Raw genomic sequence first — 15,309 nt, 5'->3', positions numbered from 1 at the left:
TTAGAGCGAAACCATGCAGCGTGAATATCGACGCTTAAGCCGCCGGACTCAGTACCTGCTATCGTTGCCCGAGGGCTTGAATGTCGATTTCAAACGCGAGACGCAGGCGGTCAAGAGTTCGGATCTGGTCGCCTTTGCCAACACCCCTCAGGGGGGCACCCTTCTTATCGGTATTGATGAGTACACGGCCGACAATGGTGTACAGCGCGGGCGTGTAGTGGGGTGCGACGTCGATGACAAGGCCCGTTTGACTCTGGTGAACAAGTCAACGGGCTGTATCCCCAACGTTGAAATTCTAATCTTCACGGAAAACCTGGCGGCATCCAAGCCGATATTCAGGGTCGAGATTCCTCCGGGCCTGCACAAGCCCTATTGCACCCAGCGTGGAGAATATGCGATTCGAACTGATGGTCGCAATCGTGCCCTGTTGCCAGAAGAGCTGTTGGCGATCTTCATGGAGCGTGAAGGTGAGCAGTTTCTGTCCCGTTTTCGTGATGCGGTTTACCAGCTGGAGAATCAGCTGGGAACAGTCAGTCATGCGCTGAGCGAGGGCATGCTAGGCGTCAGTGATCGCCTGTATGAACTCGATCATCAGTTGCAGCGCACCCTTGGTCGTATCGAACAGCTCACAGACAGTAACAAAAAGCGCTCGCGGAATTTAATGCAGGCATTACGGCAAAGTCAGGCCGGCATTGTGCAGTTGGAGAACAGTATTGCGCCGGTCATCAATGATCAGGGCCAACATCTGCTTCAGGATATCGAGCATAAATTGGGCATGCTGCTCGATTTGCTGGATATCGACAGCAGTAATGGTGGTCAAAGCCATTGAGAAGCTCATGTACTTCGCTTGATGCGCATCAAGAAGAGGTATACAGAGTCGTCTATAGTGAAGTGAAACTTCCTGATCCGGAGATAAGCGCTATGGATATACTGTCAGAACTGCACCAGGATCATGTTAACCTCAGCCGACTGCTTGAAATACTTGATCGGAAGGTCGACCGTTTAAGGGCGGGCAACCATCCCGATTTTTCCCTCATGGCCGAAGTGGTCAGTTATGTCGGCAGCTATGCCGATCAGCACCATCACCCTCGCGAAGACAAAATGTATGCTTTTTTCCAGGGGCGTGACGACGAGCTGGATAAGGCGCTCTCACGTTGTGAAGAAGAGCATAAGCAGCTGAAGCAGCTTTCCACGCATCTGGAGGAGTCCATTGACGGTATTCTCAATGATGTAGTAATGCCAATGGACAGGTTTACTGACCAGCTTGATGAGTTTGTGCAGGCTGAAAAACGCCACCTCGACTTTGAAGAGCAGGAGATTTTCAGGCTGCTGCGCAGTCATGCCAGTGAAGCAGACTGGCAGCAGTTGGATCAGCAGCTGCCGCGGTCAGAAGACCCTCTGTTTGGTGAGAAACAGGCTGATGAGTACCGTGCCCTGTACAAGGCACTGATGGAAGACATGAACCGCACCGACTCAGCGGGCTGATTCGTTCTGTAAAGCCATATACCGCTGAACGGTGTCGACTACCGCCTGGGTTTGGGGGTCGACTTCCAGGTTGACGCTATCACCGACCTGCAGTAGGCCAAAGGTGGTCTGTTTCAGTGTTTCCGGGATCAGGGAGATGCTGAAACTTTCAGTGTCGACTTCTGCCAGCGTCAGGCTGCAGCCGTTCAGGCCCACAAAGCCCTTGGGGAGCAGATAGGGGGCTGCCTCGGCTGGGGTGGCAAAACGAATCTTCCGATTGTTGCCGCTGGATCTGACTTCGACGATTTCGGCTCGGCAAAGAATGTGGCCGGACATCAGATGACCACCAATTTCGTCCCCGATTCTGGCGGCGCGTTCAAAATTGACCTTGTCACCTGCCGCGAGTGTACCCAGGTTGGTCAGTTGTAAAGTGGTATCTATGACATCGAAGCGAACACGATTTCCATTGTATTCTGTGATGGTCAGGCAGGTGCCGTTGACGGCGATGCTGGCACCAAGTGAGAGCTTGTCCGCATGGGTTTGCGGCAACTCAAGCTCAAGCTGCATGATGCCTGCATTCTGCTCGCAACCAGTAACGCTTGCCATACCCTGAACAATACCCGTAAACATGCTGTGCTAACCTCTAATTGTGCGATCCGAATCTTCATCCAAGACGTAATCTTACCCCAAAGGGCGAAGGAGAATGCAAAATGCGAGTGCTGATTACCGGAGGGAGCGGCTTTATCGGCCAGGCATTGACTCAGGCATTGCTGGGCAGGGGGGATCAGGTTGTTATCCTCAGTCGACGGCCTGATGGCATACCAATCAGGTCCGGCCAGGAATGTGTCGCCAGTCTGAATCAAATCAAGGGGCAAGTTCATGCCGTGGTCAATCTTGCGGGTGCTCCCATTGTCGATCGCAGGTGGAGTGATGCACGCAAGCAACTCTTGCGTGACAGCCGAATTAAAACAACTCGTGAACTGGTGAGCTGGATTGCCCGGCAGGAAAAACCGCCTGCCGTCTTGGTCAGTGGATCGGCAATTGGTTATTACGGCTCTCATCAGGATGAAGTGCTGGATGAGACGGGTGATATTGCACCAGGGTTTCCGCATGAGTTATGCCGCGACTGGGAACAGGAAGCACTGGAAGCTGTTTCTCAGGGGGTGCGGGTCTGTTTGATCAGGACAGGTGTAGTACTGGGCAAGGGGGGTGGTGCTCTTGCCAAAATGCTGCCGGCTTTCAGGCTAGGGCTGGGTGGCCCGATCAGCGACGGTCAGCAGTGGATGTCATGGGTGCATATGGATGATGAGATCGGAGCGATTCTCTATCTGCTGGATAATCCTTCGCTGCAGGGGCCTTTCAACCTGACGGCGCCGGAACCGGTGAGCAATGAGGTATTCACCCAGACCCTGGCCGGCGTGCTCGGGAGACCTGCTTTTATGCGTGTGCCTGGATTCATGATGCAGCTCTTGCTCGGGGAAGCCAGTGAGTTGCTGGTTGAAGGTCAAAGGGTGGTTCCGGCGAATTTGAATACCGCAGGTTACCAGTTCAAATACAAGAGCCTTGAGCCAGCATTGAAGGCATGCTTGAGGTAATCAACGTCATGATGCCATCTTGAGTGATGAGATTGGACTGTCGTCGTTGATTTCGTTATCGCTGCGCAACCGTCGGCTGCGCAGTTTTTCTATGGCTTCGAGCAACAAGTCCCCCTGCCACGTATAAGGGTCCTGGTGCAGGTGGTGGTCCAGATCGAGCACCAGGAAGTCAAGTGTTTGGCTGCGTCCTGCTTCGCAAAGGGCTTCCAGGCTATCAATGCTATGTTCAGGCCAGAAGTTCTGGCCCCATTCGACCAGGCGCAAGCGTGCGTTCTCTGCATCATTTTGTTGGCAGGCGATTGCGAGCGCCTGGAAGGTATTGCGTTCGGCACGTTGATGGGACAGCAGTAGTTTTTGCGCACGCCGCTGCTCTTCCTCTTCACCTTGCTGCTGGCTTTTGTTTTTGAGCTGGCGCAGCTGTAACCAGCTGTATGCCCAGCCGCCACTTGTAGTCAGGCATAGCAAAGCCAGAAGTCCAATAATGGCATAAAGACTATTAGAGTCTGAGCTGTTTGCAGTAGGCTGGACATCGTTGGCTGGAGACTGAGCGTCATAGGCCGCTTCCATAAGCGCGGGTGGCTGAACGTCCAGGGTGCGTGAGGGTAAGGTGGCCGTCGATGCGCGATCTGCCAGTGTGTTCCACCAGTTCAGATCAATAGAGGGAAGCGTCAGTAACCCTGGCCCAAGAGGTTCAATTCGTATGCGCTCGATTCGAGTGCTGATGAGCCCCTGAGGGGTAAGTTTCTCTGTCAGACTGACATCTTCCACTTGTGCGAAGAAACTGTCGCTATCGGTGCTGAACAGACTGGGTAATGCATCTGATGGCAGGCCCAGAGCCGTCAGCTTTATTTCACGAATGAAGCTGTCTCCTGGCTGAAGCACTGCAGGTGGTTGCCAGTTTTCCTCAAGGCTAAGACGCTCTGAAGGGAGCCAGTAACCTCGGCTGTTCTGGTGGGCGGCGGGTAGCACTTCGATCTCAAAGGTCTCACGCTTGTCACCGGCAATCACGGGCTCACCATCAACCAGCACGCTCGCTCCAATCAGAGTGTGTAGTCCTGTTGTGGACGGAAAGAGCGCGAACGTCTGCTCAAGCACGTCCCATTTATCGCCGTCACGCTCGGTCGTATAGCGGCGAGGCTCGTTAAGGGTCAGTACCAGTGCCCCGGGGAGCTGCGGCGCCCCGAAGGTGATGCTGTCCTCAAAAGGTTCTTGCTGGAACAGCCGAGCGGTGAATAGTAGCTGAGCGTGGGAGTAAAGCTGGTCCTGGCTGATCAGACTGTCCATGAAGCGGCCAGCGCCCTGTGCCTGCGCGGGCGTACGGCCGCTGACATGCACCTCAAGGGGAGCGCTCAGTTCACTGCCCAGCCGAATGGGAGGAATGACCAGTGTTCCAGTATTTCGGGGCTTGAGTTGCAGGTGCCATCGGGTCCAGACATCGCGATTGGCAGAGGTATGACTGGACACGATTATCTTTTGGCTGCTTTGCAGACGGAAATCCGTTTCAAGCACGCTCAGGTCCGGTCGCTGCTCCACCTGCTCCGAAACCTCAAGCGTCAGAGTCAGGGTGTCTGCAGCAGTCACAGCATAGCGATCAAGAGTTGTTCTGATCTCAGCAGAAAGAACCGGCGAAATAATAAACAGCAGCAGTGCCAGAAATGCACGCATGAGCGGTGCCCGTTTTGAAAATAAAACACGAATATACCGACTTATTATCAGTCATGAACCGAATCAGATCAATTTAAATACTGGACATTAACCCGTGTTTTTCTCATTGATAGCGACTGTAGCGGGTGACTTGAATAAGACTTTAACTATACTGCTGAAAAATGAACCATTAAATTCAAGCAGAGGATGCATATGTCCCGTCGAGCAGCTGAAAACAAGACCGAAATGCTCAAGCAATTGAAGGCGATGGTGGCAGAGCGGTTGCCGGATAAGCGTTCGGAGCCTCTGGTCCGTTTTATTGAAGGTTATTTTGCCCATGTGGCTGAAGCTGATTTACTGCAGTGGCGACTTGATGATCTATATGGTGCCACGTTGGCTGCCTGGCAATTTATGCAGGATCGGTCTTCCGATGAAACCCTAATCCGGGTTTTCAATCCCGATTATGAACGGCATGGCTGGCAGTCTACCCATACGGTCATTGAGGTTTTGCAAAGTGATATGCCGTTTATAGTCGATTCACTCAGAATGGAGTTGAATCGACGAAATCTCTCGATTCACGCCATTTTGAATACTGTATTCAGCACGCGTCGCGACAAGGACGGCAAGCTGGTAGAGCTGATGGAACGTGATGCTCGCGGTCGTGGTGTTCAGCAGGAGTCACTGGTAGCCATCGAGGTTGATCGTCACACCAATCCGCAACAGCTTGATGAATTGAAACAGGCATTGCTGGATGTTTTGAATGAAGTGAAAGCCGCTGTAAGTGATTTTGATGCCATGCTGGCCAAGGCAGATGAATTGCTGGAAGGTTACGCTCAGGTACCGCAGGGGTTTGATGAAGCCGATGTGCAGGAAACCCGGGATTTCATTCGTTGGCTAAAACAGCATTTCACTTTTCTGGGCTATGACGAGTATGCACTGAAGGCTCAGGACAAGCAGCAAGGGCTGGAACTGGTCAGTGGCAGTGGGCTGGGGTTGTTGAGGCATGACACCGTCCGCAGTGGGCAGGCGCGCCTTTCGACAGAAGCACAGGATGCCGGTGTGTTTACCCTGATTCCTGATCTGTTGTCTTTTACCAAGTCGTCTCGCAAATCCCGTGTTCATCGTCCTGCCTATCCTGACTACATCAGTATTCAGCGTTTCGATGGCCAGGGTAAGTTGATTGGCGAAGTGCGTTTCCTGGGGCTTTATACCTCAGCGGTATATCTGCATGGTGCAACTGAAATTCCGGTAGTTCGCCGCAAGATTGAAGAAGTTATGAAACGCTCCGGGTTGCATCGGCATGGTCATGACTGGAAGGAGCTGCAGCAGATTCTGGAGATATATCCACGCGATGACCTGTTTCAGTCCAGCATCAATGAGTTATTCGATATAGCGACCGGTATTCTTCATATTCATGAGCGTCGTCAGATCAGGTTGTTCCTGCGCAGGGATTATTATGGCCAGTTTTTCTCAGCTCTGGTCTATGTGCCCAGGGAGATCTACAGCACTGATTTTCGTCTTCGGGTCCAACAAATACTGCAGCAAGCCCTGGGGTGTGACCAGGCCGAATTCACGACCTATTTCTCCGAGTCGGTACTGGCGCGGACCCAGTTCCTGCTCCGGCGCAGTGATCATAAGAAGGTGACTGCCAAGTATCGTGTAGATGAGCTTGAGCAGCAGGTTAGTCACGCAGCCAGCAGCTGGAGTGAAGAGCTCTACGAGGCCCTGATCGACTCGCTTGGCGAAGAGCAGGGGATTCGAGCCTATAACCACTACCACTCGAGTTTCTCGGCGGGTTACCGTTCGGACTTTGCGCCACGCGCGGCAGTGGTCGACATTCAGCACATGGAAACGCTGGATAGCGAGCGCAAAATGGCTTTGAGTTTCTACGAAGCGCTGGAGCGAGAACCGGAAGAACTGAACTTCAAACTGTATCACCATGGCGAGGCATTGCCGCTGTCTGATGTGCTTCCCATCCTGGAGAATCTGGGGTTAAGAGTCATTGATGAACATCCCTATCAGGTCGAAGTCAACGGTGAGTGCATCTGGATTCATGACTTTAATCTGCGTTATACCGGCTCTCAACAGGTTACGACCAGCACGATGCAAAGTGTCTTCGAAGAGGCCTTTCTCAATGTCTGGTATGGCCGTGCAGGGAATGATGAATTCAACAAACTGGTGCTGGGAGCTCAGCTGCACTGGCGAGAAGTGGCCCTGTTACGAGCCTATGCCGGCTATATGAAGCAGATCCATTTTCCGATTGGGCAGGAAGCGATCAGTATCGCACTCAGACATCATGTCGACCTGACGCGGTTGTTGATAGAACTATTCGAAGCACGTTTCGACCCTAAGCAGGCTTCGGTCAAAAAGGAAGAGAAGGTCAAGGAGAGGATTCTTGAAGGGCTTGAGCACGTTGCCAGCCTGAACGAGGATCAGGCCATTCGACAGTATCTCACCCTTATCGAAGCGACCTTGCGCACGAATTTCTATCAGTTGGTGCAGGGGCGACCGAAAGAGTATTTTTCTTTAAAACTGTCGCCACGTGATATTCCCCAGGTGCCAGAGCCCAAACCCTTATATGAAATCTTCGTTCACTCTCCACGCGTCGAGGGGGTACATCTGAGAGGTGGCAAGGTGGCGCGTGGCGGACTTCGCTGGTCGGACCGTCTGGAAGACTTCCGTACAGAGGTTTTGGGGCTGGTGAAGGCGCAACAGGTCAAAAACGCCGTGATCGTTCCCGTTGGGGCCAAGGGTGGATTTGTTGCCCGTCAGCTTCATACCAATATGACTCGTGAGGAGTGGATGCAGGAAGGTATTGCATGCTATCGCACCTTCATCCGAGCGTTGCTGGATGTAACCGATAACCTGGTGGATGGCGAGGTTGCACCACCGGACCAGCTGGTCCGTCATGACGAAGATGATACCTATCTGGTCGTGGCTGCAGACAAGGGTACAGCGACTTTTTCCGATATCGCCAATGAGATTGCGGCCGAGTATGGTTTCTGGTTGGGCGATGCCTTCGCTTCAGGGGGCAGCCAGGGGTACGACCACAAGAAAATGGGGATTACCGCAAGAGGAGCCTGGGTTTCGGTTGAGCGGCATTTCCGTGAGCTTGGAATTAATACAGCCACTGATCCCTTTACGGTTATCGGTGTAGGCGATATGTCCGGAGATGTATTCGGCAATGGCATGTTGCGCTCGGACAAGATTCGCCTTGTGGCGGCATTCAACCATCAACATATCTTTATCGACCCCGATCCTGATCCGGCGACCTCTTTCGCTGAGCGCGAGCGACTTTTTGCTCTGCCTCGCTCCGGTTGGGCAGATTATGATGCCGAGTTGATTTCCCGGGGTGGCGGCGTATTTCAGCGCAGTGCCAAGTCCATTACGTTGACGCCTGAAATCAAGGAGATGACCGGGCTGAGCGGCAGCCGAGTCACTCCCACCGAGCTGATCTCTGCCCTGCTGTGTGCCAAGGTTGACCTGATCTGGAACGGCGGCATCGGCACCTACATCAAGGCCAGTGACGAGAGCCATGCCGAGGTGGGAGACAAGTCCAATGATAGCCTGAGGGTCAACGCAGGAGATGTTCGCGCCAAGGTGATTGGCGAAGGGGGGAATCTTGGTGTGACTCAGCGTGGTCGCATGGAATTGGCTGCCAAAGGCTGTCGTCTGAATACCGACTTCATTGATAACGCGGGTGGCGTGGATTGCTCAGACCATGAAGTGAATATCAAGATTTTGCTGAACACTGCGGTCAATAACGGAGACATGACCGCGAAGCAGCGAAATCGACTGCTCAGTGACATGACTGACGATGTGGCAGAGTTGGTGCTACAGAACAACTATCGTCAGGTACAGGCGATTTCGTTGGCTGAAGTGCGCTCAGCGGTCTCGATGGCAGAATATCGACGCTTTATAAATGCACTCGAGGCTCAGGGCAAACTGAACCGGGCATTGGAGTTTCTGCCAGGTGATGACCAATTGGCTGAACGTCAGAACGCGCGTGAAGGGTTCAACCGGCCGGAGCTGTCGGTGCTGGTTTCCTACAGCAAGGCCGATTTGAAGGAGCAGCTGCAGACGTCGTCGGTTGCCGATGAACCCTATTTGGCGAAGGAATTGATGACAGCCTTCCCCGCGCGGCTGCAGAAGTCTCACAGCGGCGAGCTGGAACAACATCGTCTGCGGCGTGAAATTATAGCGACTCAGATTGCCAACCAGATGGTCAATCTCATGGGCATTAATTTTGCCGAGCGTTTGCTGACATCGACCGGTGCCGAAATTGAACATGTCGTACGTGCGTATGTATTGGCCAGGGATGTGTTTTCGCTGCAGCCGATCTGGGAAGGGGTCGAGGCGCTGGATTACCGGGTGGATGCAGGGGTCCAGCTGGATATGATGCATGATCTGCAGCACCTGATCAGAAGAGCGACGCGCTGGTTTGTGCGTAACCGCCCCTCGTCACTTGACTGCCAGAGTGAGCGGGATCACTTTGCACCGCACCTTGAAGCCATTACACGTAATCTTGGCGAACTGTTGTGTGGCGAGCCCTTTGAAATCTGGCATTCTGCCTATAGTCGCTATACGGACGCAGGGGTACCTGCACGCCTTGCCCAAGTCGTTGCCGGGTCCAGGTCACTGTATTCTTCATTGAGTATCATTGAGGTTGCCAGCAAGCTGGAGGTCACGGTTGAGGCGGCTGCACAGGCCTTCTTTGGTCTCGGTGAACGCCTGGAGCTGCAGTGGTTCAGTTCCCAGTTGAACGAATTGAGCATCAGCAGTTATTGGCAGGCCCTGGCGCGCGATACCTTCAGGGATGATCTGGATGCGCAGCAGCGTGCACTCACCGCCTCAGTGTTGCGGGCGGCACAGCATGACAACAAGCCGGTGCCGGAGCAGTTGGCCAGTTGGCTGGAACAGAATCAGCCCCACATTGAACGCTGGTTGAATGTGCTGGCAGAGCTGAGAAACGCCACCACTCAAGACTATGCGATGTATACTGTCGCGGTTCGAGAGCTGGCCGATATGGCACGTTGCAGTGCGCAAATGGAATAACAATGTTGTATGAACGAAATAATCGTTGATCTCAGGATCAGCAGCGATGAATACCTGAAGCTTTATCGAGGGCATTCTTGCATGGTTTCAACCCGCGCCCGTGACGGGCGCCGGGTACATTTTCCTGCCAATATTCTGCGTCCCTGGGTGTTGCATGATGGCATCAGGGGCTGTTTTCGCATCCGTTTCACTGCCGATGGCAAATTTCAGGATATTCAGCGTTTGAGTTGAGCTGTGTTCATAATAGGCTGGCTCGCCTATAATGCGCGCATCCGAAAATTAACCATCAGTGAACATCATGCTATACGATCTTGCACGCGCACTAATGTTCAGGCTGGATGCCGAAACCTCGCATGAGCTGGCACTGGGCAGCATGAACTTTGCCGCCAATGTGGGGCTGCACAAGCTTTTGGGAGCGGGTACACCCTCGCTGCCGACCAAGGTGATGGGTATTCGTTTTCCCAACCCTGTCGGCCTTGCTGCCGGCTTGGACAAAAATGGCACCGCCGTTGATGGTCTGGCGGCCATGGGGTTCGGCTTCGTGGAGGTTGGTACGGTTACGCCTCGCCCGCAGTCCGGCAACCCTAAGCCACGGCTGTTCCGTATTCCGGAACATCAGGCGATCATCAATCGTATGGGGTTCAATAATGCGGGTGTGGATCAGTTGCTGAAGAACCTTGATCGCAGCAGCTATCAGGGTGTTCTCGGAATTAACATCGGCAAGAACAAGGATACCCCCAACGAGCAGGCACACCTTGATTACCTGCTTTGCCTGCGCAAGGTTTATGCTCGTGCCAGTTATATTACGGTTAATGTTTCATCGCCGAATACGCCGGGACTGCGGACGCTCCAGTTCGGTGAATCGCTGAACAGTCTGCTTGATGCCCTGAAAACCGAACAGGCCAAGCTGGCAAGCCTGCATGGGCGCTATGTTCCGATTGCAGTCAAAATCGCACCCGATATGACGGATGAAGAGCTCGGACTGGTGGCAGGGTCGCTTAAGACCTACGAAATTGACGGGGTAATCGCAACCAACACCACGCTCTCGCGCGAGGGAGTCGAGGACAGTCCCGTATCGGAAGAAGCGGGTGGGCTCAGTGGTGCGCCGGTACGTAATCGCTCGACAGCAACCATCCGCTCTTTGGCAGAGCATCTGGATGGTGCGCTGCCAATCATCGGTGTCGGAGGTATTACCGAAGGATTTGATGCAGCCGAGAAGATCGAGGCGGGCGCTAGCCTGGTGCAGATCTACACCGGTTTCATCTACCGGGGGCCGTCTTTGGTCCGTGATGCTGTTGCGGCGATCGCTGAACTGAAGCAGCAATCCTGACGCAGAAACGAAGACAGGCTCCTTTTGGGAGCCTGTCGATCAGTAAAAGGGATGTGTTATCAATGTAATGAAGGGTTGGCCTGAATTGCAGAAACACCGGACATTCCACCCCAATGCGCTTCACGTCCTTCGCGCCAGCCACTCATCCAGTGACTGCGCAGTTCAACTGTCTGGACTGGGCATTCTTCACGGGATCGCCCGTTGATGCCAGCCATGAATCCACGATTAAACAGAGTAGATGTACGATCCCGTTTCTGTTTCTTCATATTGCGCCTCACATATTCTGATTATACTCTCCCCGTCGGTTGAACTGCTGTCGATGGGGATGCGCTGTTCTATCGTTTCTCTGTGACGTCACCCCTCATTGATAACTGAAAACGCAGGCTGTGGCGATTTAAAAAAACTATACTGTTACACAAGTGTCATAAAGTTTGTCCGAGCGCATCTGCAGCATTTCATTGTGAAACAATGGCTTATTGGTCGATCGCCTTGTGTGCGATGGCGTTGAATTTTTTTCACCTTGCAATCCAGTCATGGCACTGTATTGCCAGGTGTTCCAGTATCGGAGTCTTCCTGCCTCATGAAATTGTTTATTACCTGCCCCAAAGGTCTGGAGAATCTCCTTCAGGATGAGATCGAGCGCCTTGGCGGGCAAAATACCCGTCAGACGGTAGCCGGTGTCTACACCGAGGGTGAGCTGGAGCTTGCCTACCGTATCTGTCTCTGGTCTCGATTGGGAAACCGTGTGCTGATGCCGGTAGCAGAGGGTGATGTTGAGGAAGCCGATGCACTTTATGCGCTGGTGCAGCAGGTGGACTGGTTGGCACACCTGCGGCCTTCAGGCACTTTGACTGTTGACTTTAACGGCCGTTCCCGAGCCATCAACAACACCCATTTTGGCGCGCTCAAGGTCAAGGATGCGATCGTGGACCAGATTCGCACTGCGACGGGACAGCGCCCTACGGTTGAACGGAATCAGCCTGATCTTCGGATCAATGTGCACCTGCATCGAGGTAAGGCCGTGGTTGCACTTGACCTGTCCGGCGAAAGTTTGCATCGACGTGGCTATCGTCTTAAAGCCGGTGCGGCTCCGATGAAGGAAAACCTGGCAGCGGCTGTTTTGGCCAGATCAGGCTGGCCTTTCGCCAGCAGCGAAGCCCCCTTGGTCGATCCCATGTGTGGTTCGGGTACTTTGCTGATTGAAGCTGCGCTTATGGCCGCGGATATTGCACCGGGTCTGTTCCGCCAGCGTTTCGGCTTCAGCCGCTGGCTGGGTCACGACGGACGAGTGTGGACTGCCTTGCTGGAAGAGGCCCGAGAGCGCAGAGAGCAGGGATTGGCGGATCTGTTGGCGGTCTATTTCGGCTTTGATGCCGATGAGACGGTACTGGAGCGTGCTCGTGAGAATGCCAGGCGTGCGGGTGTAGCCGATTACATCCGGTTTGTACGGCGCCCTCTGGAGCAGTTGGTGTCACCGGGCAATGATGTGCCCGGTTTGTTGGTGACCAATCCGCCCTACGGGGAACGTCTGGGGGAAGCGTCATCTCTGATGTTCCTGTATCGCACGTTGGGAGACAGGCTGAGAGTCGGTTTCACGGGTTGGGAGGCGGCTGTTTTCACCGCCAACCCGGAGTTGTGCAAGGTGATGAAGCTGCGAGCTGACAAGCAGTACCGCATGTTTAACGGCGCGCTTGATAGCAAGTTGTTGCTGTTCAAGGTGCATGAGCGTGACGAAAGCGAGCAGAAGGCTCCCGAGACCGAGGCCGCAACGGGGCTGAGTGAGCAGGCGCAGATGTTTGCTAACCGTTTGAAGAAAAATCTGAAGCAGCTGGCACGCTGGGTTAAACGGGAACAAATCAGCTGTTACCGTGTGTATGATGCCGACATGCCTGAATATGCCGTGGCGATCGATGTGTATCCCGGTCATGCAGTCGTGCAGGAGTATGCGCCGCCGGCCAAGGTTGATCCTGTAAAAGCCTTCTCACGACTGCAGGATGTGATGCAGGCGGTACCGGTTGTATTGGAGCTGCCGGCTGAGCGTGTCGTTCTCAAGCAGCGTAAGCGCCAGCAAGGGCAGCAGCAGTATGAACGTCAGGACCAGACTGGGCATTTTATGGAGATCATCGAGCATGGCTGCCGCCTGCAGGTGAATCTGCATGACTACCTGGACACCGGCCTGTTTCTGGATCATCGTCCGGTACGTCATCGTTTGCAGCAGCTGGCCCAGGGCAAGGATGTGCTCAATCTTTTCTGTTATACCGCCACTGCCAGTGTGCATGCAGGCGTGGGCGGTGCAGCAACCACGACCAGCGTCGATATGTCGGCAACCTACCTTGAATGGGCGCGTCGTAATATGGAATTGAACGGCTTACCCAAGGCGCGGCATAAGCTGGTGCAATCTGATTGCTTCAAGTGGTTGGAACAGCCGCATGCTGAGCGCTATGACCTGATCTTCATGGATCCACCGACATTCTCCAATTCCAAGCGCATGCAGGATGTACTGGATGTTCAGCGTGATCATGTGCGCCTGATCGAAGGTGCCATGCAGCTGTTGAGGAAGGATGGCCTGCTGATCTTTTCAAACAACTATCGGCGTTTTGTCATCGATCGTGAGGCCTTGTCGGCTTTCGATATCAAGGATATTACCCCGCAAACTCTTGATCCTGATTTCAAGCGCAACGCCAAGATTCACTGCTGTTTCGAGATTCGACACGGCAGTTAAAGCGGATTGTTACTGATTGCGCATCAGTCTGTTCCGTATTTGGCACGAATCCTGCTTAAGATACAGCCCAAGTGATGCCCAATTCTGGTGCGGCCCGTAATACGGCTGCACCAAAGCGGGCTCCGTCATTTTGAGCAGCAGGTGCTATGGTGAAAGTGCTGTATTTTGGTGCAGCCGCACTTTTTTGGAGCACCTGAAACCTTTACGGAGGGAAAAGCGTGGAATCGATCAGCAGTGCGATCAGTGAAATCTCGCAGAGCGCGAATACAATGTTTATCCTGCTGGGGGCGATCATGGTGTTTGCCATGCATGCAGGATTTGCCTTTCTTGAGGTCGGTACTGTCCGCCGCAAGAACCAGGTGAACGCCTTGGCCAAGATCATGAGTGACTTCGGCTTTTCGGCGTTGGCCTACATGATCGTCGGCTATTGGCTGGCGTATGGCATCACCTTCTATGACAGTGCCGAGGTGCTGTCAGAAGGCAATGGATACGAGCTGGTCAAGTTCTTCTTCCTGATGACGTTCGCTGCAGCCATCCCGGCGATCATCTCTGGCGGCATTGCGGAACGAGGGCGTTTCTGGCCGTTTCTGACAGCCTCTGCTTTGGTCGTTGGACTGGTCTACCCGCTGTTTGAAGGTATTGCCTGGAACGGCAACTATGGGGTTCAGAGCTGGTTGGAGAACCAGTTTGGTGCACCTTTCCATGACTTTGCCGGCTCCGTTGTGGTGCATGGCGTGGGTGGATGGCTGGCACTGGTTGCCGTTGTCTTCCTGGGTATCCGTAATGGTCGCTATAAAGGCGGTAAGCTGGTGGCTTTCCCGCCGTCCAACATTCCCTTCCTCGCCCTGGGCGCCTGGATTCTCTGCATTGGCTGGTTCGGTTTCAACGTGATGTCCGCACAGACACTTGATGGCATCTCGGGGCTGGTAGCCGTGAACAGTCTGATGGCCATGGTGGGAGGTATCATCAGTGCGCTGATTGCCGGTCGAAATGACCCGGGCTTTATTCACAACGGCCCGCTGGCCGGTCTGGTGGCAGTGTGTGCCGGTTCCGACGTTATGCACCCCTTTGGTTCCCTGCTGGTAGGTGCTGTGGCTGGTGTCCTGTTTGTCTGGACGTTCACCCTGGTACAGAACCGCTGGAAAATCGATGATGTGCTGGGTGTGTGGCCGCTGCACGGGCTCTGTGGCGTTTGGGGCGGTATTGCTGCCGGTATTTTCGGCAGTGAAGCGCTGGGAGGCCTGGGTGGTGTCAGCTTCATGTCACAGTTGTTGGGTACTGCACTGGGGGTGATCATTGCCCTTGTCGGTGGTGTGATCGTGTATGGCCTGATCAAGAAGCTCGTTGGGCTGAGACTGGACGCGGAAGACGAGTACAACGGTGCGGATTTGAGCATTCACCGTATTGAAGCGACTTCCGACGATCGCTGAATGCGAAGTGCCTCCTGTCCGCAGGCAGGAGGCTCAGTGGTCAAACAAAAAATCCGGCTCCTGATACAG

The 15,309-nt window shown here is 53.9% G+C and carries 11 protein-coding genes; 8 read left to right on the top strand and 3 right to left on the bottom strand.

Annotated elements, in window-relative coordinates:
* Window positions 1–13 precede the first annotated feature (13 nt).
* Both LN244_RS09525 and LN244_RS09520 read left to right on the top strand, forming a co-directional pair.
* Window positions 14–829 carry an AlbA family DNA-binding domain-containing protein gene (locus tag LN244_RS09525; protein WP_239039565.1) on the top strand — a complete coding sequence of 272 codons (816 nt, stop codon included), beginning with the start codon at window positions 14–16 and terminating at the stop codon, window positions 827–829.
* A gap of 92 nt (window positions 830–921) precedes the next feature.
* Window positions 922–1,485 (top strand): hemerythrin domain-containing protein, encoded by a 564-nt coding sequence (locus tag LN244_RS09520; protein ID WP_239039564.1) that lies wholly within the window; start codon window positions 922–924, stop codon window positions 1,483–1,485.
* On the opposite strand, the gene LN244_RS09515 is transcribed toward LN244_RS09520, so the two are convergent.
* Window positions 1,474–2,094 (bottom strand): riboflavin synthase subunit alpha, encoded by a 621-nt coding sequence (locus tag LN244_RS09515; RefSeq protein ID WP_239039563.1) that lies wholly within the window; start codon window positions 2,092–2,094, stop codon window positions 1,474–1,476. The two genes, LN244_RS09520 and LN244_RS09515, sit on opposite strands and share 12 nt — an antisense overlap.
* 80 nt (window positions 2,095–2,174) lie before the next feature.
* Here LN244_RS09515 and LN244_RS09510 point away from each other — a divergent pair, with 80 nt between their 5' ends.
* Complete coding sequence (locus tag LN244_RS09510) at window positions 2,175–3,059, top strand: TIGR01777 family oxidoreductase (protein WP_239039562.1); 885 nt, start codon at window positions 2,175–2,177, stop codon at window positions 3,057–3,059.
* A gap of 6 nt (window positions 3,060–3,065) precedes the next feature.
* Here the strand turns inward: LN244_RS09510 and LN244_RS09505 are convergent, their stop codons facing one another.
* Complete coding sequence (locus LN244_RS09505) at window positions 3,066–4,724, bottom strand: BatD family protein (protein WP_239039561.1); 1,659 nt, start codon at window positions 4,722–4,724, stop codon at window positions 3,066–3,068.
* Window positions 4,725–4,916: 192 nt separating this feature from the next.
* Between LN244_RS09505 and LN244_RS09500 the strand changes: the two genes are divergently transcribed.
* The 3 genes from LN244_RS09500 (at window position 4,917) to LN244_RS09490 (ending at window position 11,088) form a co-directional block, all read left to right on the top strand.
* Entirely contained in the window at window positions 4,917–9,758 is a 4,842-nt protein-coding gene (locus LN244_RS09500; RefSeq protein ID WP_239039560.1) for an NAD-glutamate dehydrogenase, read from the top strand.
* A 9-nt stretch (window positions 9,759–9,767) separates the two neighbouring features.
* Entirely contained in the window at window positions 9,768–9,989 is a 222-nt protein-coding gene (locus tag LN244_RS09495; protein ID WP_239039559.1) for a DUF2835 domain-containing protein, read from the top strand.
* 67 nt (window positions 9,990–10,056) lie between these two features.
* Window positions 10,057–11,088, top strand: coding sequence for a quinone-dependent dihydroorotate dehydrogenase (locus tag LN244_RS09490; protein WP_239039558.1), 1,032 nt, complete (start codon window positions 10,057–10,059; stop codon window positions 11,086–11,088).
* A gap of 59 nt (window positions 11,089–11,147) precedes the next feature.
* On the opposite strand, the gene rmf is transcribed toward LN244_RS09490, so the two are convergent.
* Entirely contained in the window at window positions 11,148–11,354 is a 207-nt protein-coding gene (gene rmf, locus LN244_RS09485; protein ID WP_239039557.1) for a ribosome modulation factor, read from the bottom strand.
* A gap of 314 nt (window positions 11,355–11,668) precedes the next feature.
* On the opposite strand from rmf, the gene rlmKL reads away from it, so the two are divergent.
* Both rlmKL and LN244_RS09475 read left to right on the top strand, forming a co-directional pair.
* Window positions 11,669–13,810, top strand: coding sequence for a bifunctional 23S rRNA (guanine(2069)-N(7))-methyltransferase RlmK/23S rRNA (guanine(2445)-N(2))-methyltransferase RlmL (gene rlmKL, locus LN244_RS09480; RefSeq protein WP_239039556.1), 2,142 nt, complete (start codon window positions 11,669–11,671; stop codon window positions 13,808–13,810).
* Window positions 13,811–14,028: 218 nt separating this feature from the next.
* A complete protein-coding gene (locus tag LN244_RS09475) occupies window positions 14,029–15,240 on the top strand; it encodes an ammonium transporter (protein ID WP_239039555.1) in 1,212 nt (403 codons plus the stop codon).
* The last annotated feature ends 69 nt before the right edge of the window (window positions 15,241–15,309 follow it).

This window comes from Marinobacterium sediminicola (assembly GCF_022343685.1).
GTDB classification, from domain to species: Bacteria; Pseudomonadota; Gammaproteobacteria; order Pseudomonadales; family Balneatricaceae; genus Marinobacterium; species Marinobacterium sediminicola.
This window is presented reverse-complemented; position numbering and strand designations above follow the sequence as displayed.

Coding starts and splice junctions, on each gene's coding strand:
- LN244_RS09525 (WP_239039565.1), top strand. CDS start 14: ATGCAGCGTGAATATCGACGCTTAAGCCGCCGGACTCAGTACCTGCTA.
- LN244_RS09520 (WP_239039564.1), top strand. CDS start 922: ATGGATATACTGTCAGAACTGCACCAGGATCATGTTAACCTCAGCCGA.
- LN244_RS09515 (WP_239039563.1), bottom strand. CDS start 2,094: ATGTTTACGGGTATTGTTCAGGGTATGGCAAGCGTTACTGGTTGCGAG.
- LN244_RS09510 (WP_239039562.1), top strand. CDS start 2,175: ATGCGAGTGCTGATTACCGGAGGGAGCGGCTTTATCGGCCAGGCATTG.
- LN244_RS09505 (WP_239039561.1), bottom strand. CDS start 4,724: ATGCGTGCATTTCTGGCACTGCTGCTGTTTATTATTTCGCCGGTTCTT.
- LN244_RS09500 (WP_239039560.1), top strand. CDS start 4,917: ATGTCCCGTCGAGCAGCTGAAAACAAGACCGAAATGCTCAAGCAATTG.
- LN244_RS09495 (WP_239039559.1), top strand. CDS start 9,768: ATGAACGAAATAATCGTTGATCTCAGGATCAGCAGCGATGAATACCTG.
- LN244_RS09490 (WP_239039558.1), top strand. CDS start 10,057: ATGCTATACGATCTTGCACGCGCACTAATGTTCAGGCTGGATGCCGAA.
- rmf (WP_239039557.1), bottom strand. CDS start 11,354: ATGAAGAAACAGAAACGGGATCGTACATCTACTCTGTTTAATCGTGGA.
- rlmKL (WP_239039556.1), top strand. CDS start 11,669: ATGAAATTGTTTATTACCTGCCCCAAAGGTCTGGAGAATCTCCTTCAG.